This window comes from Methylocystis bryophila (assembly GCF_027925445.1).
Classification (GTDB): Bacteria; Pseudomonadota; Alphaproteobacteria; order Rhizobiales; family Beijerinckiaceae; genus Methylocystis; species Methylocystis bryophila.
In genome coordinates this window covers 2,715,940-2,738,673 of sequence record NZ_AP027149.1, presented here as the reverse complement: position 1 = coordinate 2,738,673, position 22,734 = coordinate 2,715,940, and the positions used below count along the sequence as shown (strand labels likewise).

The following is a 22,734-nucleotide window of genomic DNA, read 5'->3' as shown; positions in this document are numbered from 1 at the left end:
TGAGCGGATTAGGAAGAGAGCCGTGGGACGCGGGGTCGAACGGTCAGACGTTCGTCAGCCGACGCGAGGCGGCGCGCGCGACGACCAGCTCGTCGTCAGTCCCAAGGGAACAGGATTCCGGACAAGGGGCCGAGAAAAGGCGAAAGCAACGACGCTCGGCGTCGGCGCGAGGATGAAATCGACAACTGCGGCGAGCAGCTGCATTGCGGCGTCACGGCCAGCGGCCGTGCAATGCGCGCAGCAATCATGCGAGACTTTTGCCGGAGCCTGAGAGCCGCCGGCGTCGTGACAGGGCGACGCTTCCGGATGCGCTGTCATTGAGGCGACGGCGCCGCCCGAATAGCTGGGCGCAGCCTGGCAGGAAGAGGCGAAGCCTTGCAACAGGAGCATGCAGGCCGCCACGCACGCCGCCAGCGCACGCATTCGAGACCGCATGTTGGTTGGCTTCGTGTTCACATCACAGCATGTGACTTACGCGTAGGCGAAGGTCAACATGCCAATTTCAAAGGGAAAATTTTTCCGGGAAGGTGTTGCAACAAAGACACAAGCAAGTGTTGCCGCAAAGACACATATTAGTCATTCGCAGCGCGCGCGAACGCGTCAATTCGATTTCAGCCACGCCGCTATCGTGGAATCGTCCAGGAGCCCCGCCACTGTGATGATCTTGCCGCTCGCATCGATCATCGCCGTGAACGGAAGCTCGCCGCGCCACATCGGATCGACCTCGAAGAAAAGCCTGTCAAGGAAATCATCGGCGAAGCCATACTGGACCGCACCCGCGAGTCCCGCCTTCTCCAAGCGCGCGCCGGCTTTCACGCGGTCGTGCTCCCCGTCCGCATTGACGAAGATGATGTCGATCCCTTTTTTCTCGGCCGCGAGCCGCGCCCAGTCGGAAAGCTCCGCGAGGCAAGGCGCGCAGGTCGCGGACCAGAAATGCACCAGGAGCGGTCGGCCCGCATGCGCCTTGCGCAGCTCGGCGAAGGAGCCGCGCGCATAGGGCTGGAAGTCGAGCGCCGACGCGGGCTCCGGCGCGGCCATGACAGAGCCGAGGGCCACAACAAAGCCGGCGAGAAGCGATGCGCGACCGGCTTTCATGCTCACTTCTTCGCCAGCGCGGGTTGCGCCGCCTCAGCGGCGTCTTCCCGCCCGAGCGGCAATAGCCGGTAGCCCTCGACCTTGGTCAGCCAGGAGAGATAGACGCCGGTCTTACCGTCGATAAGCCGAGGCTGATCGGAGGTCTCGGCCGTCGTCGCCACTGTCCGCGCCGCGCTCCAGCTCTTCCCCGAGTCTTTGGACGATTGCAGGAGAATGCCGGTCGTCGTTCCGTCGAACTCTTTCCAGACGCGGTAGAGCTTGCCTTTCGAAAAGAGGATCGCCGCGCGCGAAGGCGCCTTCGCGTCATCTCCGAGTTTCTGGGGCGCCGAAAAGCTCTTTCCGCCGTCGGCGCTCGATGCGTAGAACAGCCCCTTGCGCGCCTTGCCGTTGGTGAACCAGGTGACATGCCAGGTTCCAGCGGCGTCGATCGCCAGTGACGGCCCTTGATGCGGGCAACCCGTCGCCCACTCGTCCTCGCTGACGCGGCCGCCCGAAAGCGTCGCGCCGTCCTTGGAGAGCTTGGCGACGTAATGGTCGCGCAGATTGTCGTCGTAGACGTGTCGCCAGGCGAACACGGGCTGGCCGTCCGGGTCAAACGCCGCCGACACGCGACAGCATTCGCAGGAATGATCCATCAGGATCTTCTTGCCCACAAAGCTCTTGCCCCCATCGTCGGACCAGCCGACGGCGATCCCGCTGCCTGCGAAGGCTTCGCCCGCCTGCTTCGCCGCAGCGGCGTCGCGCTTGTCGAGCCAGGCTGCGTAGATGCGACCCTTCGGCGAGACGAGGAAAATGTCGAAGCGCTGCCCGGTGGAATCGAGGAGCGGCTCGGGCGCCGAGAAGCTCTTGCCGCCATCCACCGAGCGAACGAGCCAGATCGAGCCGTCATAGCTCTTCTCTGGCCGCGCCGTGTAACTGATGAGGAGCGCGCCATTGGGGAGCGCCGCAATCTTGGGGCGCGCCTCGCCATTGGCGTCGATCACGCCGCCCGTCACGGTCGCCGCGACGACCGCCGGCGCGAAGCTCGCGCCGCTGTCGCGTGAGGACGCGACATAGATTTTGTCGCCTACGGGGAAGGCGAGCCAGAGCGTTCCATCGCGGGAGAAGGCAGGCTCGGCGGTCGAGGCGCAACGTGGCAGCGGGTCCAGGCAGGCGGGGGCTGCAGGCGCGCCCATCATGTGGCCCTCATGGCCGCCCTCTCCGCTTTTCGCGGCTGGCGCAGCCGTCGGAACGGCGGTTGCGCGAGATTCGCCGCGGGCGGGATGGGAGACGATAACCGCCGCGGCCATCGCCGCGAGGGCGAGCGCGCCGAACGAAGTGGATTTAAACGCAGCGCGCCAATCTGCCGGATTCATGACTTCTCCTGCCCGCGATCTTCCAACCGATTAGCCACCCGCGCTGTCTGCGTGTCGGCGGCTTGAAAGCGGCGTGACCTAGTGGAATTTGAAGGTCTGGCCGATATCCATGCCGCCGTTCGGCGGTCGCGGGACCTTGACCTGAGCGAGGATGCGCTTCACCGCCGCCGAATGCGCCTCGCTCGTCGTATTGTCGATCGTCACCTTGTCGATCTTGCCATTCGCGTCGACATGGAAGCTTGCACTCGCCTGCCCCTCGCCCAGCTCTTTCTCCTCCTCCGAAGCGCTTTGCTTCGCGATCTCGGCGTAGAGCACGGCGAGGAACTTGCTTTCGGAGCGAATCTCCTCTTGCGGCGGCGCGGCCGCCGTCGTCTCGGCCGGCTTCGGCGCGGCAGGAGCCGCCGGAGCCACGGCCTTGGGCTTCTCGGCTAAAGGCGACGCTGGCTGCGCCGTTTGCGCTTGCGCGCAAGCCGGCCCCAACGACAACGCGATCACAACGCCCCATGAAATGCGCATGCTCGACATCCCCTTACCGCCATCCTTGTCGGCGCGCGGCGCAGGCGCGCGGCTGATGTTCCTCCCGCACGGAAGCTCCGCGCGGGAGAACTCGCTTCAACCTTTTGATTTAGCGTGATTCCTTATCGCCCCAACGATTCCGTTCGAGCGGGAAACGCGCTAGATCACGCTGCGTTCGGGCGGAGTCGCCTGAAAGCCAGAAAACGCGATCGATTCTAAAGGTTTAGAGCGCGACTTATGCGAAAAACCGGTTTCCGCATATCCGTATCGCGCCCTAATGGAAGTTGACGGACTGCGAGGCGAAGAACCCGCCACCCGGCGGGGGCGGCGCTTGCACCGAGGCGATGGCGGTCCGCAGCAGCGCCGCATGCGCCGGGGTGGACCCCGAGCAAGCGATGCCCCCCATTCCGCCCCCAGGGCCTACGTGAAAGCTGCAGTTCGCCGCGCCCGCGCCAAGCCTCGACGAGCTCGGCACATGGCGACGGATTGCCGCCGAGAGTTGAGCCGCATAGGTGGCGCGCGAGATGCCGCCGGAAGCCGCCTGGCCGCCTTCTATGCCGAGCCGGTGACGCTCCTGCGCCTGCTGCTTGTGCTCGGCTCGCGGAGTCTCCTGACGCTTCTCCACGACCTGCTTCTCAGGCTCGACGACATCCTTCTTCGCCGGCAGCGGCGGCGCCTCGGGATGCATGACGAGCGGCGGCGGAATGGCGAAGTCCGGCTGCTCGAGCGCCTCGGGCGGCGGCACGTCGTCCAATTCGACCTGCTCGACCGATTCGAATTGGTCGCCTTCGGGAATCAGGTCCGCACTCATCGAATCGAGCGGAACGATCTTCTCGAGCGCGAAGTTCATGAACAGCAAGCCGAGCGCCACATGGCCGAGGAGCACGACAGCGATCGAGAGCGGCTTCAGCCAACTCGGCCGAACGCCAGGAAAACCGCTCTCAAACGATCTATCCGCAAAGGATGGGAGCGCTGCGAGGTCCGTCATCTGCCGCCTCCCGCAGGAGCCGGGGCCGGCGCGGGAGGCGCGACCGCGGGGACGGAGACCGGCGCCGAGGCGCCGCCAGCGCCCGCCTTACGCGAATTGGTCATGATCGCGATATGGGTGATCCCATTCGTCGCGAGCTTGTCCATAACCGCGACGATCTGGCCGTAAACCGCTTCCGTATCGCCGCGCACGTGCACGACGCGGTTGACTTCTTCGCCCATCATGGCGCGAACGCCGTCGATCAACGCCTCCGGCGACACTTCGTCGACGCCGAGCGAGATCTTGCCGTCCTTGCTCACCGTGACCATGATCGGGTCTTTTTGGTTGAGCGGCACGGCCGCTTTCGCCTGCGGCAGGTTGACCTTGACGCCCTTGGCGAGCAGCGGCGCGGTGATCATGAAAATGATCAGAAGCACCAGCATCACGTCGACGAGCGGCGTAACGTTGATTTCAGCCAGCGGCTGATAAAGATCTTTGCTGGCGTTGGAGCGCGTGGAGAAAGCCATTACGCGGCCTCCTTCTTACGCGGCAGGACGGGGCGATCCGAAACATGCGAGAGCGCCACGTCCTCGATCCAATGGGCGACCTGCTGGCCGAGGCGCCCGAAGTTCGCGCCGATGCGGTTATAGGCGACCGCCGCGGGAATGGCCGCGAAGAGTCCATAGGCGGTCGTCGCCAGCGCTTCCGCGATACCCGGCGCGACGACCGCGAGGCTCGTGTCCTGCGCCTGCGCGATGCTCGCGAAGCTCGACATGATCCCCCAGACCGTGCCGAAGAGGCCGATAAAGGGCGCCGTCGACGAGATGATCGCAAGATTGGGCAGGCCGCCTTCTTCTCGCGCCAGCATCTCGCGCGCGGCTCGGCTCATCTGCTCGGCGATTCTCTCGCGCCGCTCGTTGGCCGACTCGCCCTCCACTACGAGCGCCGCAGCCGCTTTGCCGACAGCGTCGACCGGCGCCAACACGCCGACGTCGCCGCCCGAACGCGCTTCCTGCGCCGAACGGCCGATCTTCACGATGGAATAGGCGCCGATCAGAATGAGCACCCAGGTGTAGATCGAGGCGGCGAGAAGAAGGAGGATGACCGACTTGCCGACGAGTCCCGCGGCATAGAACATCGTAAGCGGGTTTATCGATGAATAGTCCATGGCTTGTTGTTCCCTCTATAGCCCTTGCGCCGCCGCTCCAAGCGGACGTCGGGCTTTTTGCTTATTGGCCGCGCGGCGCGAGCCCTCTCGCGTGAGCGAGCGCGGGTGTGGGAAGAGTGGGAAAGGGGCTTAGGCTGCGGGCGGGGCGCGCGCGCCATTGGCGGGCTCGGCCGCCACGGGCTTGACAGCGCTCGCCGTGTAATCGGCGTAGCGTATGCGCGAGGCGACGCGCCCTTCAAGCCGCGAGAAATAAGAATTGCGGAACGCCAGAACCGCCTTCCCCAAATGGGCGGCGGCCAAACAGCAATCGGGACAACCGGGGAAACCAGACGGGCGTGGCGCGTGCGAAGCTGCGCCGTCTTCTGCCGCGCTCATCACGCCTTTGGCGAGGAGATGGTGGGGGCATTCCACGGCGGAGCCGCTCGCCGTCTGCAACACGGGCCGGAGAAACGCTGGCGCGAGCAGTCCGATCGTCACGGCGCAAATCGCGCCGAAGACGACGAACGCCCGAACACGCGCACTCATTCCGGCCTTTTGCGACATATCTGTCTCATATCGGATATTTTTACTGCTGACAATGCGCGAGCGCTTGGAACCAATCCACGTAGCAGTAAAGATCCAGATGAATTCGCCTGCGAAACCAGAAAGGCGGAAACCTAAAAAATGGACCGGGGAACCGGAGATGCGCGGTCTCCGCCACGCGCTGCGCGCGTCTTCCGCAACGGCGTCAACACCGGCGCATCGTTCCGCGAAACTCCTCCGTCACGACTGCCTTCGCGCCTAACTCTTTGTCGCGCCCGAAGGACTCCTCCATGACAAGCTCAAGCTTTTTCGGCGTCTCCCACAAAAGGCGGCCCCTCCCTCCTAAGGGCGGGTCGCCGCCTGTTGTGCTCCACATCTAGGGCTTTGCAGTGGGCGCCGCCGCTTTCGCGGCGTTCTTGGCCTGCCAGGAGATCAGGCGATCCACTTCCTCCAGCCCCTTCTTGGCTTCTGGAAAATCGGGCCTCAACTTCAGGATCGCCTCGTAATCCTCCTTGGCGCGCGGAAATTCCTTTTTCATGCGCCAGATGCTCGCGCGGTTGTAGAGCGCCGGGACGAGCTTCGGGTCGATCTTGAGCGCCGCGTCATAGTCGGCGATCGCCTTGTCGAGCTCGCCCTTGCTACGCCAAGCGGAGCCGCGGTCGACGAAGGCCACGACAGAGTTCGGTTCGCGCTTCAGGCCTTCCGTGAAGTCGGCGATCGCGCGATCCGCGTCCTTGATCTCGAGGTAGAGGTCGCCGCGCGAGAGATAAGGCGCCGCGGTCTTGTCGTATTTTACGGCCTCTGCGAAATCGGCCAGCGCCTTCTCCTCTTTGCGCTCCTGCATGTAAACTTTGGCGCGGGCGGTGAAGGCGGGACCGTAAGTCGGATTGAACTTCAAGGCCTCGCCAAAGTCGGCGATGGCGCCGTCGAAGTCGTGCAGACCGTATCGCGCGGCGCCGCGGCTGATAAAGATGTCGGCGTTCTTGGGGTCGCGCTTGATCGCGGCGTCTAGATCCTTCACGGCCGACTTGTAATCGCCCTGGCCGCGGTAGGCCGCCGCGCGCGCGGAAAGCATGCTCGCCGACTTCGGCTCGAGCTCCAACGCCTTGGCGAAATCCGGGAAGGCGCGCTCATAGTCGCCCTTCGCCACATAGGCGTTGGCGCGGTTGTAGAAGGCCGCCGCCTTGTTGTGGGCCGTCTCTTTGGGACCGAAGCTCGCGATGAGCTTCGAGCAGGCGTCGATCGCGGCGTCCGGAGCCTGGCCGCTGCAAGCCGCCCAGCCTTGCCCGGCTTGCGCATGCGCAGCGAAAGGGGCGGCGCCGACAAGGAACGCCAAGCAGGCGGAGGCGAAAGGCCACCGCAATCGGTCTGAATATCGAGCAGACATTTGCTTCTTCTCCCGCATCAGGAAGGGCGCAGCTTCTTTCGACGGCGAATGTTGAGCCGGCCTCGCACGAGCAACATTGCAGACCTTGCGTTTCCAGGGAAGGCGCCTCGTAGCGCTCGATGAGGCTAAATGCGCCGACCGCGCACGAAAATCCTTGCAATCGCCGAGGACTCTGATGCTAAGAACGCTCATCGCGCGCTGCGCCAGCCTGCTTTGCCAGGATGGAACGCGCAAAGTCGAGGTCGAGCTCACGGCTCGCGCCGGCGGCGAAGGACTTTTCATCCCTGAGGAAAAAATGCCCGAAGTAATCTTCAGCGGCCCGGGCGGCAGGCTCGAGGGCCGGTTTCACCAATCTGCGACGCGCGGCGCGCCGATCGCGATCGTGCTGCATCCGCATCCGCAGTTCGGCGGAACGATGAATAATCAGATCGTCTATCACCTCTACTATGCCTTCGCGGAACGCGGCTTTTCCGTCCTTCGCTTCAATTTTCGCGGCGTGGGGCGCAGCCAGGGGATGTTCGACCATGGCGCGGGCGAGCTCTCCGACGCGGCCGCGGCGCTCGACTGGGCGCAGGCCGTCAATCCGGAAGCGCGCGCCTGTTGGATCGCCGGGGTTTCCTTTGGCTCCTGGATTGGCATGCAGCTCCTCATGCGTCGCCCCGAGATCGAGGGCTTCGTGTCGGTGGCTCCGCCCGCGAACCGCTTCGACTACTCCTTCCTCGCCCCCTGCCCTTCTTCGGGCCTCTTCGTCCATGGAGACATCGATCGCGTCGCGCCATTGAAGGAGGTGACCGGCTTGATCGAGAAGCTGAAGACGCAGAAGGGCATCACGATCGAGCATGCGGTCGTGAAGGGCGCGAACCACTTTTTCGAGAACAAGATCGACCCGCTGATCATCGAGGTCTCCAACTATCTCGACAAGCGCCTCGGCAATCCGCCGCGCATCGCCATTCCTGCGCGGGGAGATTAAGGCGGGCGCGAAAGGGCGCCCCACCAGCCGCGTCAATAGGGCCGTCCGTCCTTGTGGCTGAAGGTCCACTGCCCGCTTTCGTCGAGTCTGCCGGCGAGGTCGTCGTTCGGATATTCCGCCCAATCTCCTGGGGTGCGGTCGCCGATCTCGAGATAAACGACGACGGATTCGCTGCGATTGACCAGATGATGCGCGGCGCCGCCCGCAGCAAAACCGGCGCACATGCCGGGGCGCAGCAGGACCTCGCCGCGCTCGGTGACGAGCGTCGGCTCTCCCTCCAGGATAAAGACGAATTCGTCCTGCCGCCCGTGGCGATGCAAGAGCGAGGTTTCTCCTCCCGGCGCGATGCTCGTCAAATTGACCCCAAAATTCTTGAGGCCGAAGAGCTCGCCGAGAGGACGTCGCTCGCGGCCCGCCATTCGGGTGAAAAAGGGCTCAGGAAGATTCGATCTCTTCGCGCGCGGCGCGGCGAGGGCCGCCTCCACGGCCAAGGGTGGATCGGGCGACTCCATCTTTTACTCCCTCTCTGTGCTTGGGCGTTGCAAGAGAATAGCCAAGACGCCTCCCTTCGCAAGAGCGCGAGCGCAATCGGCGTCAAGCTGCTACTCTAGCAAAATCCCACACAACAGACGGGGCCGCCCTTGAAGGTCAGGACTTCCTCATGCGTCTGCGGACGCGTTCGCTGCGAAGGGAGCGGCGAGACCCTTCTCTCCGCTGTCTGCTACTGTCTCGACTGTCAGGAAGGCGGCCGACGCATCGAAGCGCTGCCGGAGGCGCCGCGCGTGCTCGATGACGACGGCGGCGCCCCTTATCTGATCTACCGCGACGATCGCTTTCGCTGCGTGTCCGGCGAAGAGCTTCTCGTCGACCGTCGGTTGAAACCCAACTCACCGACGCGACGCGTTGTGGCGGGTTGCTGCAACTCAGGCATGTTTCTCAAGTTCGACCCAGGGTTCTGGGTCTCGAGCTATCGCCATCGCTACGAGGGCGAACTTCCGCCCATCGACATGCGCACGAATGTTCGGCGTCGCCAGACCCAGTCGCCCATGCCCGACGACGCGCCCTGCTATCTAAGCTTCCCGCCGAAACTCTTCGCGAAATTGATCGGGGCGCGGATGGCAATGTTTTTCGGACGTTGAACGAGAGCACGACGGACCGCGAGCCTCCCGGCGCCCCGGCTTCGCGCGAGAACTCTCCCCGGCGAGCGCAAGGTTCCAGGAAGCGCCGCGCCGCGCGTAGCCCTGGGGCTGTAGCCCTGGGGCTCAGCAGCCCTTGCGGCGCTCCCACATCTGGAGCTCGTTCACGCGGCTTGCTTCCCATCCGCTCAAATGGCCATAGGGCGGGAAGCAGCCGGCGCCGAACACGGCGCGGGCCCGCGCCGTGTTGAAGCAGTAACCGCGCCGCGCATAGATGGCGTTGCGCGCGTACCAAAGGGCGCCGCAGGACATCCCCGCAGCATCTTGCGCGAGGGCGGACTCGGGGATGGAAACGACAACCACCCCCAGGAGAGCGGCGAGCGCCGCGCTGAATTTTGCTAAAGATTTCATTTTTTCCTCCTCTGTCAAACGGCTTGCTTCCCTCGACGTAAGGTTCCAACGCGCCACCTTTCGCCTCATTGGCGCGCGTCGAAATACTCAGGCCGATATTCGAAGTGCATGGTGTCGAAATGGCCCCATTTGCCGCCCCAAATGAAACCGTGGCGCTCGAAGATCTCGACGATCTCCCAGGGAATGCGGTTGTGGTAAGCGCCTTTGCCCCACAGCCAGTAGTCGGAATATTTGGTGTTGATGTCGAGCGCGGCGCCATAAGCGTGCATGCTGCGCTTGCCGGTGTCCTTGACCGTGCGGCAGGCGAAGGCGCCGGCGCTCGGATAGGCGTAACGCTTCAGAGCCGCGGGCAGCCGGTCTATTTCGGCGGCGACGGCGCGCAATTTATCCGCGACCCCGTTGATCGTCGTGACCTCCACGAAGCCGCCGAACCAGGGCACCTTCACGAGTCGCTTTTGAGTCTCGTGCTTGTCACAGTCGCCATACATCTTGTCAAAGAACGCCTGATTGCGAAAACGCCCAGGATCCTCATCCGCGCCGGGCACATGGTCCGGCTTGCCGATCGGATAGGGCAGGCTCAATTGATCGAGCAGAGAGGCGTTCTTCAGCTTTTCGTCGAAACTCTTGTCGGGTTTGCCATCAGACAACGGCATTCTCGTTCCGTCGTTCCAGACGATCTGCTTCTCATCGCTGGTTTTGAGATAATCCGGATAGGCCCGCACGAGCGCATCACCTGAAACCACTTGCTGCGCCATCGCGACCGCTGCCGAGAGCGCCGCTATGCAGCAGGCGAGCGCTGCGGCATTATTAACCAATCTCAAAATGCGTCCGACCATCGCGGCGACCGTAATTTAATGAGATTATTAAGTTCAAGATTAACAGACTAAAAACACGAAGTCGACTTCTAATTTTGGCTGGCAAGCTTAGTTGCCACTCCCGAAGGAGGGCGCCACCATGTCAAAGCGCGCTAGGGAGATCATCATTGTAGCGGCTACGCTGCTCGCGAGCGTGGGCCTGAGCACTGCAGCTTTGGCGCAAGCGTGCTCGCCTTGCTTCCGACCGGAGATGGGTGACCCCTTCCGCTGCACGAATTGCGAGGAAAGGGTTTGGACGGGCGCAGGCTGGACAATCCTGCATACCGCTCCCGCGCGAAGCACCTATGATTACTGGTGGTCCTCGCGCTAGAACTTTTCTCGCTCCAACGCTCACGTTTAGCCTGGCGCCGACCCCGCTCCATCGAGCGGGGTCGGTCGCGACGTTTCAGTAGCGATAGTGGTCCGACTTGAACGGGCCGCTGACCGGCAGGTTCAGATAGGCCGCCTGCGCGTCCGTCATCTTCGTGAGCTTCACGCCGATCTTGTCGAGATGCAGCGCCGCGACCTTTTCGTCGAGGTGCTTGGGCAGCGTGTAGACGCCTGTCGGATACTGGCCCTGCTTCGTCCAGAGCTCGATCTGCGCCAGCGTCTGATTGGTGAAGGACGCCGACATCACGAAGGAGGGATGGCCCGTCGCGCAGCCCAGATTCACGAGACGGCCTTCCGCGAGAAGAATGACGCGCTTGCCGTCCGAAAACTCGACCTCGTCGACCTGCGGTTTCACATTATGCCATTTGAGATTGCGCAGCCCCGCGACCTGGATCTCCGAGTCGAAATGGCCGATGTTGCAGACGATGGCGCGGTCCTTCATCGCGCGCATGTGGTCGATCGTGATGACGTCCACATTGCCCGTCGCCGTGCAGAAGATGTCGGCGCGCGTCGCCGCGTCCTCCATCGTCGTCACCTCATAGCCTTCCATGGCGGCCTGCAGCGCGCAGATCGGGTCGATCTCGGTCACGAGCACGCGGCAGCCGGCGTTGCGCAGCGAAGCGGCCGAGCCCTTGCCCACGTCGCCGAAGCCCGCGATGCAGGCGACCTTGCCCGCCATCATGACGTCGGTCGCGCGGCGGATGCCGTCGACGAGCGACTCGCGGCAGCCGTAAAGATTGTCGAACTTCGACTTCGTCACCGAGTCGTTGACGTTGATCGCCGGCCACAGGAGCTTGCCCTCCTTGTGCATGGTGTAGAGGCGATGGACGCCGGTCGTCGTCTCCTCGGTGACGCCCTTGATCGCCGTGGCGTTGCGCCCATACCAGCCGGGATTGGACTTGAGCCGCTTCTTGATCGAGGCGAAGAGCACCTCTTCTTCCTCATTCGTCGCCTTGTCGAGGAAGGCGACATCTCCCTGCTCCGCGCGCAGGCCCAAGTGAATGAGCAGCGTCGCGTCGCCGCCGTCGTCGAGAATCATGTTCGGGCAGCCGCCGTCGCCCCATTCGAAGATCTTGTGCGTGTAGTCCCAGTAATCCACGAGGCTCTCGCCCTTTATCGCGAAGACCGGGGTGCCGGTGGCGGCGATCGCCGCCGCGGCGTGATCCTGCGTCGAATAAATGTTGCAGGAGGCCCAGCGCACGTCCGCGCCGAGCGCCTTCAGCGTCTCGATGAGCACGGCGGTCTGGATCGTCATGTGCAAGGAGCCCGCGACGCGCGCGCCTTTCAAGGGCTTCGCCGCGCCAAATTCCGCCCGCGTCGCCATCAGGCCGGGCATCTCCGTCTCGGCGATGGCGAGTTCCTTACGGCCCCATTCGGCGAGGCCGATGTCGGCGACGGCGTAGTCGTTGAATTGGAAATGCGTGGTCATGTGTTCCCTCGGAATTGGCGAGGCCGGATCGGCGAGCCCTCCCACTGCTGGGAGCGCGCCCGGCCTATAGCGCAAGGCGCATCCCAATGCAATAAAGATATGTGCAAGTCTTTATATGTCGACGTTTCGGGGTCGCCAGCGGGGGGTGGCCCCTCAGTTTCGCGTCATTCCTTCCCGCGCCAGAGCCTTGGCCAATTCCTCGCGACAGACCTTTTCGAGCAGCGGGAGATCGTCCCGCGCCAACTTCCATAGGACGTCGGGAGCGACCCGCTCGTAATCGTGCCGGATCACATTGCCGATACCTGCAACCTTGCGCCACGGAATTTCTGACCGCCGGTCTTTCACGTCGTCGGGCAGATGACGGCTAGCCTCTGAGATCATTTCAATGCCGCGCTCGACAAGCCAGCGCTTTTGCCAATCCTGCTCGAAGGCCGCGAGCGACGCCCCTGCGAGCACGCTGCGAACGTGCTCTGCCGCTTCGATGATATCCGCCGGCCTTGGCGAGACGATCCGCGCCGTCATCAAAAAACCAGAACAGCAGATTCTTCGATTCTCTGTTTCAACGCCGGATGCAGGCTCGCGCGCGTCATCACATCGGCCTTGCGGCCAAGGATCTCCGCCGCCCGTTCTTTCACGTCCATAAGCTCGTACAGGCCGAGCTTGCCCTTTTGGTGATCGAAAAACAGATCGACGTCGGAATCCGCGCCCGCCGACCCCCGCGCCGTGGAGCCAAACAAGTAAAGATGCTCGACGCCGAGCCTTTTCAACTCGGCTTCATGCGCCCTCAGGCGGCTTATGGCTTCCTCGACGTCCATTAACGCAAGATACCATGAAAGGACCGCGAACATGCTGAGAGGCGGCTTCGCCCGAGGCCGCGCCCTCAAAACTCCCCGTGCAGCCGCAAGGCGAAGATGTTGGCCGGCCCACGATCCTTGTTGTAGGCGGGATTTTGGATGAGCTGATAGTCGCCGGTGAGATGGACGCCATCGCCCAGGCTGTAGCGGTAATAAGTCTCGAGAATGTGCTCGCCGTTATAGTTGAGCGCGCCGTCGCCGATCATGATGCCGAGGCCGCCGGCGGCAAAATATCTGACTTGGCTCCCCGAAAGGCCGTTGACGACCCCGGCGACGCCGATCGCGTCCCGAGGACGCTGCCACGAGTCTCCCTTCAGCACGAATCCTCCCGAGAGCGAGCGCTGGATATCGGAAAATTCGTAACTCTCGTAGCGGCCATTGAGCAGGCTCGCGCGCAGGAAGAAACCGAGGTCCTTGGAATAGGGCTGCTCGATGTTGATGCCGCCGCCGACCTTGGTGCGCCTGATGCGGTTCATAGACACATCGGGCGTCGTGCTCGTCATGAGGCCGAGATAAACCGCATCGTCATATTTTCCCATATAGCCAGTGTCGGCGAAGGCCAGAAGCTTCACCTTGCCCGGCTGGTCGAAGAAGAGCTCATGACGCGCCTCGATTTCGCCGACCACCCCATATTGGCGTAAGAGCACGGGCTCGATGTATTCGCTGTTCGGAACGTTGGAGAGCTGAAAGGCCCCCGTCCGCACGGTCCACCAATTCTGCTTCCACTCGGCTGACACGCCCTCCGTATAGCCGTAGGCGTCGGCGGGATAGTCGAAGGCGCCCATGTCGATGACCGACCAGTTTATGAAGCCGTTGCGACCGTCATGTGCGTAGCGATTGTCGTCGAAGATGTCGGCGACCGAATATTTGCCGATGGTGAAAGTCAACCGATTGGCGTCGACCGAGCCGCCGAGCAGATTCTGTCCTGGATCGATGGTCTCCCCTTCGCCGCCAAGCCCGAAGGTTTGCCGCACGAAATAACGCGGCAAGCGAAGATAGGGCCGAGCGTGGCCGACCTTATAGGCCTCGGCGCTCGGATAGCCTGCGACGCCCACAGTGTTCGCGATCCCGTAGCCCTGGTCGATCTCAGGATTGACATAGGCCTCCCCGCCCTCCCACAGGCGCATGCCGAAATAGCCCGTGGTTGAATTGGTCGCCCGGACTTGCCCTGACGGCGGCAAGCTGTTTTGCCCGCTGTAGAGCGCAAAGAGCTTGGGATAGCCCTGCGCGAGCTCAGTCGATTGGGCATGAAAGCTGTAACGTTCCTCCTGCGGCGTGTCCTGCGGCGTCGTCGGATTGATCCTCGCGGAGTCGCTCGCCGTGGAGGTTCTTTCGCCTTCCGTCGGTCTGGCGACGTTCGGCCAGGCAGTCTGCTTGCTTTCCTGCGTCTCGCCGCCGCCTTCCGCTCCCTCCTTCTTCCTGTCCGCTTTGGGCAGCAGATTGTCGGCGCCGAGGTTGTAGAGGAGGCCTAGCCGGAAGATGTGGCTCTGCGTGCGCGTCTTCGACACGAAGTCGTAAGAAGCGCCGTTGTCGAAAAGCTGCGTTCCGTAAGATTGGTCGAGGAACAAATATTCGACGCGGGCCGACCAATGGTCGTCGAGGCCCCATTCGAGGCCGCCGCCGGCGACATATTTCATGCGCGAGGAGGCGGTCTCGCCGCTCGTGAAGAGATTTCCCGGCGCGAAATTGTTCAGCATCAAGCCGGAGGCGGATCGCCAGCCGCCGGTCGCGACACCGAAGGTTGCGTAGAGCAAGGCGTTGTCGATCGCGTAGCCGACGCGGCCGCGGAAGCTCGCGAAATAATTGCCGTCCGAATAGGGCCGCGCGAGCGAATAATACGCCACGCCGAGCGCCGCATAGGCCGGCGGCGCGAGGAAGGTTCCCGACGGACCGCGGCGCCCCTCGAGAAGGTTGAGCTCGGTCTCGGCGCCCAGCACGACATGGCCTGCCTGGAAATTATAGCCGGCCAGACCGCCGAACACGATCCCGCCCCGCTCCTGCGACGGCGGATGCAGATCATAGAACGGCCCGATGAGCCCCCCCACCGGCTGCAGAGTTTCGCTGCGGTCGAGCGGGATGGAGCCGCCCAATAAGCCGCCGAGATAAAGTCCGCGCCAATCGCGCCCGCGCGGCGCCGGCGTGGCGGGTGCGTCCTCGGCCTTCGGCGGCCCCGCCGTCTTGCTCGAGGCGGCGTCCTCGGCCTTCGCGACGCCAACGGCGGCGTGCAAAGCAAACATAGACGCTATGATTGCAAGCCTACGCATGACGAATTTCCTCTGGCTTCGAGAGCCTTGGGCCGTACCTTCTTCTATCCTAGATCGACATATTTTCGAACTCGAGCCATCGAAGAAGGCCGCCAATGTTAGCTGGGAGAACTTAAGACCGAGCCACGCCGTCAGCGCGAGATGGCGAGGCCGATGATTCTGATGAGGACTAAGCCTCCCGCGACGACGAGATAGAGACGCAACACGCCCATCCAGACTCGGCTCGCGGGCGAAAGCGGTGTCGGCGGCAGTTGAGCGAGCGGCGGCATCCGCCAGGAGTCCAATGTATGGGGCTTGACGGGGCGCTTAGTCTGGACATCCCCACTCTTGCGAAACACGCCGCTCGCGAGGGCGATTATGAGCGACGCCGCCGTCCCTCCCCCGAGGATCGAAAGAATCACGGTTTCATTCGTTGCTTCCGGAAAGAGCACCGAGGCCGTTAGGATGATCGACAACATCACAAGAACGGCGATTACAGCGCCAGTGAAGAGGTTCATGCTGCGCGAGTTGACCCAGGGACCGAGCACCGCCCTATCGTTGCACAGCAGCAGCAGGAAGACCGTAGCGCTCGGCAAAAGCACGCCTGCGAGGGTTTGCACGGCGTTGGTCAACAGTCCGAGCGGCGCGCCGGGCGTCAGGACCAGACCCGCTGAGACCGCAATCAGAGCGAAATAGATGCCGTAGAAGCCCTTGGCGTCGGCGGGCTTGCGATGCAGGGAGTGCTTCAGCGACATCACGTCGCCAATGGCGTAGGCGGTCGAAAGCGAGACCGCCGCGGCCCCGATGATGCTTGCATCGATCAAGGCTAAGGCGAACAGCACGCCCGGCAGGCGGCCCGCATATTGATCGAGACCCTTCGCGACAGCGCCGGCGTCGACGAAGTTGCCGAACTCCGGACGGCCCGCAAATGCGGCCGATGTAAAGGCCATCATCGCCGCCGCGCCGATAATGACGATGACGATGCCGAGCCAGAGGTCGACCCGCTGATATTTGATAAAGCGCGGCGTGATCCTCTTGTCGATGACATAGCTCTGCTGAAAGAAGAGCTGCCAGGGCGCGATCGTCGTGCCGACGATCGCGATGATCAGCAGCATGACCTCGCTCAGCTTGGCGTCCGCCGGAAGCCGCACGAGCACCATGTCGCGAACGAGCTGGCCCAGCGGCGGATGAATCATGACGAAGACAGGGACCAGCAACAGGCTGCCTGCGCACAGCGCCAGAGCGAAGCGCTCGAAACGGCGGAAGTCGCCCGTGCTGACCGCCAGCATGATCACGACCGCCGATAGCGCGACGCCGAGCTCCCTTGAGACGCCGAGATAGGAAAGCGCCAAAGCGATGCCGATGAATTCGGTGACGATCGTGAGCGCATTCAACAAGAAGAGGTCGATGACGCTGAAAGCGCCCCAAAATTTGCCGAACCGTTCCAGGATCAAGCGCGCATGGCCGACGCCGGTGACGGCTCCGAGGCGCAGGACCATTTCCTGATTGACGTAGAGGACCGGGACCAGCAGCAGCAGCGTCCAAAGCAGCGTGGTTCCGTAGTTTTGTCCCGCCTGCGTATAGGTGCCAAAGGCGCCGGCATCATTGTCGCCGACCATAACAATAAGACCGGGGCCAATGATGGCAAGGAGGGTCTGCAGCCGGTGCTTCCAAGTCGTGCGCGGCCCATGGTCGCCATGTTGAATCGTGCCCAGGGCGCCACGGATATGCCCGCTGTGGGCCTCGTCGAGGACGGCGCTGCGGGGGGCCTCTGTTAGATTGGAGATGGTCATGGCCAGGTCTTCTGTCATTTGAGGAAGGCTGTTCGCCGAGGCGAAGCGAAGGGGTCGGAACTCAGAGGAGAAGGCCGATCAGCGCGGCCGCTGACCGTCCGAGCCATTGCTCGAGCATGGCTTTGACGAGAGCCTCGGTGACAACATTCGCCAGCTCCGGAGAAGCTGACGGGCTTGTTTTAGGGGCTTTGAAGGGCGCAGGCTGCGGCGGGTCGGCGTATCCGAGCCGCCGCAAAACCATCCAAAATGCCTCGGGCTCGAAGCAGCCTCGGTCGTAGTGGACCAATAGGCTCCCAGTCGATGAATTGATCGACACGGACGTCACGCCAGCGACCGCAAGCAATTCAGAGTTGAGCAATTTTGCCGCCGGCTCGTTGCGCGCCAATATCGAGAGGCGCACCCTCAACCGTTCCGGGACATGATGGACGTAGAGAACAACGCCGACGCTGGGACGGCCCCGAAAAGTGCTCGGGACGGCGCCGCGCCGGACCTTTTCTGGATCGAGGTGGATGGTCATGGCTCATCTCCTTTCCGCAGGAGTGAGCCGCCGCCAGAGGCGCTTTGGGCCTCTACTGCGCTCCACCCCGCTTCGCAGGATCGGTTGAAAGGTGTTTGGGACTTGCGCCCACCGCTCCGTCGAAAAGACAGGCAGTGGGCCTACTCGGGCCGTCGTTCATGACTGTCTCCTCAGGCGGCGAGGGAAATGGCGAAGGGAGGAGGATGCTGGGCGTCTTCCAGGCATAGCGGGTCGCCTTGAGCAGCTCGCGTCCAGGTGCAGACGAGGCGCCCGGTGGCGGGATCCACCGACCACGCGCAAATGAGCGTGCGCCGAACGCGGCTGCGCACGGCGACGAGCCCGGCTAGGGCGGAAACGCGAGCAACGCCGGGTGAACACCGGCGAGTCGCATGGATGTTGGTGAGCGTGTTCATCGCTCATCTCCTTGCCGTTTCGTTCCACGGCCCGGAGCATGAGCGGCAGGCAGGAGCGCTAGGCTCGAGCGACGCCTCTCACGCGGTCTCCGTGACCGCGGATGCTATCGATGTCGACCGACGCCGCTTGCGCAACCCATGCTGCGAACGCGATGCCGAAGCTGCTACTGCCCATGTTTCTTTCGTTGGTTGATCACGTCTCAGACGAGGACGGATCTTGTACAACCCGCGCATATCGCCCAGCAAACTCATTTGTCAAGCAAGATATCGCAGCGCAAACGTCGATCGGCTTCCGACGAGAGGGCTCGCTATCGAGTCGTGCCGTAATTTGAACGATGCGGGGCGATAACCGCCCTCTGTGGCGATGGCCGGCTTCGCGCTTATATTGTATAAGCAAGCCGCAAGCGAAGCGGCGATCGAAAACGCCTAAAGGGAGTTCGCCCATGCCGAAAGGTCTTTGGCCCGTCATACTTTTTGGGGTGCTCATCCTGTTCGTCGGGGCTTCGGTCATGGGCTGGGCATTGAGCTGAACCCAGCTTCGCCGGCGCGAGCCGTCGCCGGCAAGTTTGGGCCCGTTTGCCTTCCTGCCGCCGGCTGTTGTTGCGTAGCGCGCGCCCCGAGCGTCATTCGCGCCAGTTGGGCGTTCACGCGCCATTCAGATGCTTGCACTAGTTATGGCAACGGCGCCACGAGGCGCGCCACAAGATTGAAGCCGGCGAAATTCTAGCCGCCGAAGAGGAGGATCCATGAAAAAACTGCTCGCCGCTGCGGGACTCGCAGCGCTCGTCTTCGCCGAATTCACCACGATCTCCATCATAACCGCCGAGCCGGCGGAGGCGGCGGTCTGCGCGCGCGGATGGCGCGGCGCGGCCTGCGTCGGGCCTCGCGGCGCGGTGGCTGTCGGCCGGCCCGTCTATCGTCGTCCGGTTCGCGTCTATCGCCGCTGGTAACTCCGCGGCGCATCCTGCAAGCGCGCCCCGGCGCGCTTGTTCGGAGCTCGCCCTTTTTTCAAAAGGGGAAGACTGCAGCCGCGGCGGCGGCGCGCTCATGCTGGACATTCGCCAATTCGCGCCCGCGTGCTAGATAGGTCGACGCCGCGCCGCTTCAGCGACGCTCATTGGATCACGCTGCCTTCGGACGGAGTTGCCTGAACGCAGGAAATGTGATCGATTCCAAAAAGGTAGAGCGCGCTTCATGCGAAAAACCGTTTCCCACTTGTTCGCCTCGCGCTCTCAAGCGAGCCTGCTTTGACGTCGTCGCAGGATAAAAAGATCGACGCCACGCTGGCGCTGCGCAGCGAAGGGCGTCTGCTCGTCGGCCGCGATCGCATCAAAGTGCTGGAGGCCGTCGCCGAGCACGGCAGCATCTCCCAAGCCGCCAAGGTCACGGGCTTCTCCTACAAAGGCGCCTGGGACGCCGTCACCGCCATCAACAATCTGCTCCCCTCCCCAGCCTTCGTGCTCAAGGCGGGCGGCCGCTCGGGAGGCGGCGCCGAGGTTACGGCGGAGGGCTTGAAGCTCATTGAGACCTTCCACCGTCTCGAGGAGCGTCTCACGCGCATCTCCTCGGCGATCGCGCTCGAGGGCCTCGAGGGCGTGGACGACTTTCTTCTCTGGAGCGTAGGTTTTCGGATTTCCGCCCGCAACGTCTTCCACGCTGAGGTCGTCAAGATCGAAGCCGGCCCCGTCGACGTCGAAGTCGCGCTGCGGCTCTCCGACGCGATCCCGCTGCATGCGGTCGTGACCAACGAGGCGCTGAAGGAGCTCGATCTGAAGCCCGGGCGGCGCGCGATCGCCTTGGTGAAATCCTCATTCGTGGAGCTGTCGCGCGCCGAAGCGCCGCCCCTCTACGAGCGCAACCGCCTGCAGGGCCGCATCACACGTCGCATCGACGGCCCGCGGCGAACCGAATTCCTGCTCGACATTGGCGGCGGCAAGAGCCTGACCGCGGTGATCCCGAACACCCGCGCGGAAGCGCTGGAGCTTCGTGCAGGCGATGAGGCCGCGGCGCATTTCGCGCCCGAAGACGTGATTCTGGCCGTCGCGTGACGGGCCGCTGAGCCGGGCGTCTATTGCGATGCGAGACGCCCGCCGCACTCGGCGGCGGCTCGTCATTGATCGCATGGAGGCGATTTTGCGTGAGGACGTTTTGAACTCAAGGATGCGAGCAACGCTCGCACCGCCTTCGGCGGCGGCCCGAAGGCGGTGCTTGACTTCAAAACATCCTCACGCGACGCTCCGCCATGCAATTCCGTGACAAATTTGTTCTCAACTCAGTCCAGAACGGGTTGAGCGGGGACGGAGTTGGGCGCGACGCATAGGCGCTCGGCGAACGTTGAGAGGTACGCCTGCGATGCGGTCTTCGACTCGGATGAAACTTGCGGTCTCCGCGGCGCTCTCTTGCGCCTCCCTCTTCCTTGCCCCCGCGCAGGCCGAAACGCTAGCGCAAGACGCGGAGCTGCATAGCCGGCCGAGCCTGAAATCCGATGCGCTCGCCGTGCTCGGCGCGGGAATGCCCGTCACGGTGCTAGACGCGCGCCGCGACGGCTGGACGCTTGTCGCGGGAGGCGGGTTCGAGGGCTATGTGCGAAGCGGTCAGATCGCGCCCTTCAACCCGTGGTGCACCGAGGGCTACCCCTACTCCGGCAGTGAGCGCTATTTCCAGGACGGCCTTACCCCCGTCCGCACCGTCCCGCTCGGCTTCCTGTTCGGCTATCACGTCTCGCGGCCTTGTTGAGGCGGCTCCTAGAGCATGTCACGAAAAAGTGCGAAGCGGTTTTCCGGTCAGGACATGCTCTAAGTTTATGATTTGGAGCGAGTCCTTTTCGATCGCGTGATTCCACGCGATCGGGACGCGCTCTAACAACCGCCGCTCACGCCGCTGCGAGGGTCACGCGATTGCGCCCCGCAGCCTTGGAGTCATAGAGCGCCTTGTCGGCGCGGCGCATCAGCGCGTCGGCGTTGGCGTCGGCGGCGCGTTCGGCGAGGCCGATCGAGACGGTGACCGGCAGGAGCCCGACGGGGGCGTCGATCTTGAACGGCGTGGACTGCACCGCGTCGCGCACGCGCTCGGCGATTCTGGCGGCGACCGGGAGCGGCGTGTCCGGCATTACGATCACGAATTCCTCGCCGCCGAGACGGCAGACGAGATCGGCGTTGCGCACGACGCGGCGGATCCGCTGCGCGAGCGTCCGCAGCACCTCGTCGCCGGCGTCGTGCCCGTGGCCGTCGTTGACGGACTTGAAGTGATCGACGTCTACGAGCATTAGCGAAAGTGGGCGGCCGGCATGCGCTGCGCGGTCGATCGCCGAGGCGAGGTGCGATTCGAGGAAGCGCCGGTTGTTCAGTCCCGTCAGCGCGTCGACGACCGCGAGCTCGAGCGCCTGCTGCATGTTCTCGCGCAGCGCGTCGGCGTAGCGCTTGCGCCGAAGCTGCGTGCGCACGCGGGCGACGAGCTCATTGCGATCGATCGGCCGCAAGATGTAGTCGTTCACCCCGAGGTCGAGCCCGCGAAGAATCCGCGCGCGTCCCTCCGGCTGGGCGGCGATGAGAACCGGCAGCGCGCGGGTGCGCTCGAGCGACCGCAACTGGCTGCATAAGCGTAACGCATCGAAGCCCGAGAGATCGAGCCCGATGATGGCGAGATCGTAATCCCCTTCGGCCAGTCGGATCAGCGCCGCCTGCGCGTCTGTTTCGACGTCGACCTGATGCAGCTCCTTCAGCGCCCCGACGAGCGTTTCTGCGAGGCCCGGCCGGTCTTCGACGAGGAGGATTCGTCCCGGCGCGCCGGTCTCTGCCCCCATCGCCTCTGCGGCCTCCTTCAGCCCGAGCGTCGCCGAGGTCGTCACCCGCTCGCGCAGCTCGTCGAGCATCACCTTGAGGCGGGAAAGCGAACGCACGCGCGCGATCACTGCGATCTCGTCGACGGGTTTGGTGAGAAAGTCGTCGGCCCCGGCCATCAACCCGCGCACGCGATCGGCCGGCTCGTCCAGCGCCGTCACCATGACGACGGGAACATGCAAGGTCAGCGGATCGGCCTTGAGCCTCCGGCAGACCTCGAAACCGTCCATGCCCGGCATCATCACATCGAGCAAAACGACGTCGCAGCGGCCCTCGCGGGCGATCTCGATCGCCTCGCGCCCGCTCGTCGCCGACACGACGTCGAAATATTCGGCGGTGAGGCGCGCCTCCAGCAATTTGACGTTGGGGAGTATGTCGTCCACCACGAGCACGCGCGCGGTCATCGGATTTGGTCCTCACGTCCCTTGCTGAGAAAGCTCTCGACGGTGTCGAGGAACTTCGCCACGGAAATGGGCTTCGAAAGGTAGGCTTCGCAGCCCCCCTGCAGGATCTTCTCCTCGTCCCCCTTCATGGCGAAAGCCGTAACCGCGATGACGGGGATGGATTTCAGCGCCGGGTCGTCCTTGATCCAGCGCGTCACCTGCAAGCCGGAGACCTCGGGAAGCTGGATGTCCATCAGAATCAGATCGGGGTTGTGTTCTCGCGCCAGCGCCACCGCCTCCACGCCGGTCTTGGCGCGCAGCGTCACATGGCCGCTCCGCTCCAGCAGATCGCTGAAGAGCTTCATATTGAGCTCATTGTCCTCGACGATGAGGATGGTCTTGGCCATGGCGAGATCGCTTCTGCCCGCGCTCGACGCGCCGCGCGGCGATGAACAGGTGCAAGATAGCTAGCCTATGAAGATTTATGAAATG

Annotated in this window: 27 protein-coding genes; 6 read left to right on the top strand and 21 right to left on the bottom strand. The window is 63.6% G+C overall.

The annotated features are described in order from the left end of the window. Positions 1–54: 54 nt before the first annotated feature. From QMG80_RS12760 to QMG80_RS12720, 9 genes are all read right to left on the bottom strand, one after another. Positions 55–390, bottom strand: a complete 336-nt coding sequence (locus QMG80_RS12760) for a hypothetical protein (RefSeq protein ID WP_158658885.1) — start codon at positions 388–390, stop codon at positions 55–57. A 210-nt stretch (positions 391–600) separates the two neighbouring features. Continuing rightward, positions 601–1,095 carry a TlpA family protein disulfide reductase gene (locus QMG80_RS12755; RefSeq protein WP_085773149.1) on the bottom strand — a complete coding sequence of 165 codons (495 nt, stop codon included), beginning with the start codon at positions 1,093–1,095 and terminating at the stop codon, positions 601–603. 2 nt (positions 1,096–1,097) lie between these two features. After that, complete coding sequence (locus QMG80_RS12750; protein ID WP_085773148.1) at positions 1,098–2,450, bottom strand: sialidase family protein; 1,353 nt, start codon at positions 2,448–2,450, stop codon at positions 1,098–1,100. Between the two features lie 78 nt (positions 2,451–2,528). Next, on the bottom strand, positions 2,529–2,966 hold the full coding sequence (locus QMG80_RS12745) for a TonB C-terminal domain-containing protein (protein WP_245299994.1): 438 nt from the start codon (positions 2,964–2,966) through the stop codon (positions 2,529–2,531). A gap of 274 nt (positions 2,967–3,240) precedes the next feature. Continuing rightward, entirely contained in the window at positions 3,241–3,954 is a 714-nt protein-coding gene (locus QMG80_RS12740; RefSeq protein WP_085773146.1) for a hypothetical protein, read from the bottom strand. Next, complete coding sequence (locus tag QMG80_RS12735; RefSeq protein WP_085773145.1) at positions 3,951–4,460, bottom strand: ExbD/TolR family protein; 510 nt, start codon at positions 4,458–4,460, stop codon at positions 3,951–3,953. Before QMG80_RS12735 ends, QMG80_RS12740 begins: the two co-directional genes overlap by 4 nt. Then, the gene (locus QMG80_RS12730) at positions 4,460–5,101 is read right to left on the bottom strand and encodes a MotA/TolQ/ExbB proton channel family protein (RefSeq protein ID WP_085773144.1); all 642 of its coding nucleotides are present in this window, start codon (positions 5,099–5,101) and stop codon (positions 4,460–4,462) included. Before QMG80_RS12730 ends, QMG80_RS12735 begins: the two co-directional genes overlap by 1 nt. 129 nt (positions 5,102–5,230) lie before the next feature. After that, a complete protein-coding gene (locus tag QMG80_RS12725; RefSeq protein ID WP_158658884.1) occupies positions 5,231–5,626 on the bottom strand; it encodes a hypothetical protein in 396 nt (131 codons plus the stop codon). A gap of 373 nt (positions 5,627–5,999) precedes the next feature. Continuing rightward, positions 6,000–7,010 carry a tetratricopeptide repeat protein gene (locus tag QMG80_RS12720; protein WP_158658883.1) on the bottom strand — a complete coding sequence of 337 codons (1,011 nt, stop codon included), beginning with the start codon at positions 7,008–7,010 and terminating at the stop codon, positions 6,000–6,002. Positions 7,011–7,305: 295 nt separating this feature from the next. Here QMG80_RS12720 and QMG80_RS12715 point away from each other — a divergent pair, with 295 nt between their 5' ends. Then, positions 7,306–7,980 (top strand): alpha/beta hydrolase, encoded by a 675-nt coding sequence (locus QMG80_RS12715; RefSeq protein ID WP_085773141.1) that lies wholly within the window; start codon positions 7,306–7,308, stop codon positions 7,978–7,980. A 32-nt stretch (positions 7,981–8,012) separates the two neighbouring features. Here QMG80_RS12715 and QMG80_RS12710 read toward each other — a convergent pair whose 3' ends face one another. After that, the gene (locus tag QMG80_RS12710) at positions 8,013–8,492 is read right to left on the bottom strand and encodes a cupin domain-containing protein (RefSeq protein WP_085773140.1); all 480 of its coding nucleotides are present in this window, start codon (positions 8,490–8,492) and stop codon (positions 8,013–8,015) included. A gap of 129 nt (positions 8,493–8,621) precedes the next feature. Here QMG80_RS12710 and QMG80_RS12705 point away from each other — a divergent pair, with 129 nt between their 5' ends. After that, the gene (locus tag QMG80_RS12705; protein ID WP_085773139.1) at positions 8,622–9,119 is read left to right on the top strand and encodes a GFA family protein; all 498 of its coding nucleotides are present in this window, start codon (positions 8,622–8,624) and stop codon (positions 9,117–9,119) included. A gap of 123 nt (positions 9,120–9,242) precedes the next feature. On the opposite strand, the gene QMG80_RS12700 is transcribed toward QMG80_RS12705, so the two are convergent. Both QMG80_RS12700 and QMG80_RS12695 read right to left on the bottom strand, forming a co-directional pair. Then, positions 9,243–9,527, bottom strand: coding sequence for a YARHG domain-containing protein (locus tag QMG80_RS12700; protein ID WP_085773138.1), 285 nt, complete (start codon positions 9,525–9,527; stop codon positions 9,243–9,245). A gap of 65 nt (positions 9,528–9,592) precedes the next feature. After that, the gene (locus QMG80_RS12695) at positions 9,593–10,270 is read right to left on the bottom strand and encodes a M15 family metallopeptidase (RefSeq protein WP_281926137.1); all 678 of its coding nucleotides are present in this window, start codon (positions 10,268–10,270) and stop codon (positions 9,593–9,595) included. A 211-nt stretch (positions 10,271–10,481) separates the two neighbouring features. On the opposite strand from QMG80_RS12695, the gene QMG80_RS12690 reads away from it, so the two are divergent. Further along, positions 10,482–10,712 carry a hypothetical protein gene (locus QMG80_RS12690; protein ID WP_158658882.1) on the top strand — a complete coding sequence of 77 codons (231 nt, stop codon included), beginning with the start codon at positions 10,482–10,484 and terminating at the stop codon, positions 10,710–10,712. 75 nt (positions 10,713–10,787) lie between these two features. On the opposite strand, the gene ahcY is transcribed toward QMG80_RS12690, so the two are convergent. The 7 genes from ahcY to QMG80_RS12655 form a co-directional block, all read right to left on the bottom strand. Then, positions 10,788–12,200 (bottom strand): adenosylhomocysteinase, encoded by a 1,413-nt coding sequence (gene ahcY / locus QMG80_RS12685; RefSeq protein WP_085773136.1) that lies wholly within the window; start codon positions 12,198–12,200, stop codon positions 10,788–10,790. A gap of 153 nt (positions 12,201–12,353) precedes the next feature. Further along, a complete protein-coding gene (locus QMG80_RS12680) occupies positions 12,354–12,722 on the bottom strand; it encodes a HepT-like ribonuclease domain-containing protein (protein WP_085773135.1) in 369 nt (122 codons plus the stop codon). After that, positions 12,722–13,048 carry a nucleotidyltransferase family protein gene (locus QMG80_RS12675; protein WP_245299993.1) on the bottom strand — a complete coding sequence of 109 codons (327 nt, stop codon included), beginning with the start codon at positions 13,046–13,048 and terminating at the stop codon, positions 12,722–12,724. The genes QMG80_RS12680 and QMG80_RS12675 overlap by 1 nt, the downstream gene beginning before the upstream one ends. Before the next feature lie 32 nt (positions 13,049–13,080). Beyond that, complete coding sequence (locus tag QMG80_RS12670) at positions 13,081–15,318, bottom strand: carbohydrate porin (RefSeq protein WP_085773133.1); 2,238 nt, start codon at positions 15,316–15,318, stop codon at positions 13,081–13,083. Between the two features lie 131 nt (positions 15,319–15,449). After that, positions 15,450–17,090 carry an NRAMP family divalent metal transporter gene (locus QMG80_RS12665; protein ID WP_199768999.1) on the bottom strand — a complete coding sequence of 547 codons (1,641 nt, stop codon included), beginning with the start codon at positions 17,088–17,090 and terminating at the stop codon, positions 15,450–15,452. Positions 17,091–17,151: 61 nt separating this feature from the next. After that, entirely contained in the window at positions 17,152–17,607 is a 456-nt protein-coding gene (locus tag QMG80_RS12660; RefSeq protein WP_085773131.1) for an HMA2 domain-containing protein, read from the bottom strand. 170 nt (positions 17,608–17,777) lie between these two features. Then, a complete protein-coding gene (locus tag QMG80_RS12655) occupies positions 17,778–18,020 on the bottom strand; it encodes a hypothetical protein (protein WP_085773130.1) in 243 nt (80 codons plus the stop codon). A 746-nt stretch (positions 18,021–18,766) separates the two neighbouring features. Here QMG80_RS12655 and QMG80_RS12650 point away from each other — a divergent pair. The 3 genes from QMG80_RS12650 to QMG80_RS12640 all read left to right on the top strand — a co-directional run bounded on the left by QMG80_RS12650 (position 18,767) and on the right by QMG80_RS12640 (position 20,756). Next, complete coding sequence (locus QMG80_RS12650) at positions 18,767–18,970, top strand: hypothetical protein (protein ID WP_085773129.1); 204 nt, start codon at positions 18,767–18,769, stop codon at positions 18,968–18,970. 297 nt (positions 18,971–19,267) lie between these two features. Next, entirely contained in the window at positions 19,268–20,068 is an 801-nt protein-coding gene (locus QMG80_RS12645) for a TOBE domain-containing protein (protein ID WP_085773128.1), read from the top strand. A gap of 304 nt (positions 20,069–20,372) precedes the next feature. Next, positions 20,373–20,756: an SH3 domain-containing protein gene (locus QMG80_RS12640; RefSeq protein WP_085773127.1), complete on the top strand. Its 384-nt coding sequence runs from the start codon at positions 20,373–20,375 to the stop codon at positions 20,754–20,756. Positions 20,757–20,892: 136 nt separating this feature from the next. Here the strand turns inward: QMG80_RS12640 and QMG80_RS12635 are convergent, their stop codons facing one another. Together QMG80_RS12635 and QMG80_RS12630 are read right to left on the bottom strand one after the other, a co-directional pair. Next, a complete protein-coding gene (locus tag QMG80_RS12635; RefSeq protein WP_085773126.1) occupies positions 20,893–22,263 on the bottom strand; it encodes a PleD family two-component system response regulator in 1,371 nt (456 codons plus the stop codon). Continuing rightward, positions 22,260–22,649, bottom strand: coding sequence for a response regulator (locus QMG80_RS12630; protein ID WP_085773125.1), 390 nt, complete (start codon positions 22,647–22,649; stop codon positions 22,260–22,262). Before QMG80_RS12630 ends, QMG80_RS12635 begins: the two co-directional genes overlap by 4 nt. Positions 22,650–22,734 lie beyond the last annotated feature (85 nt).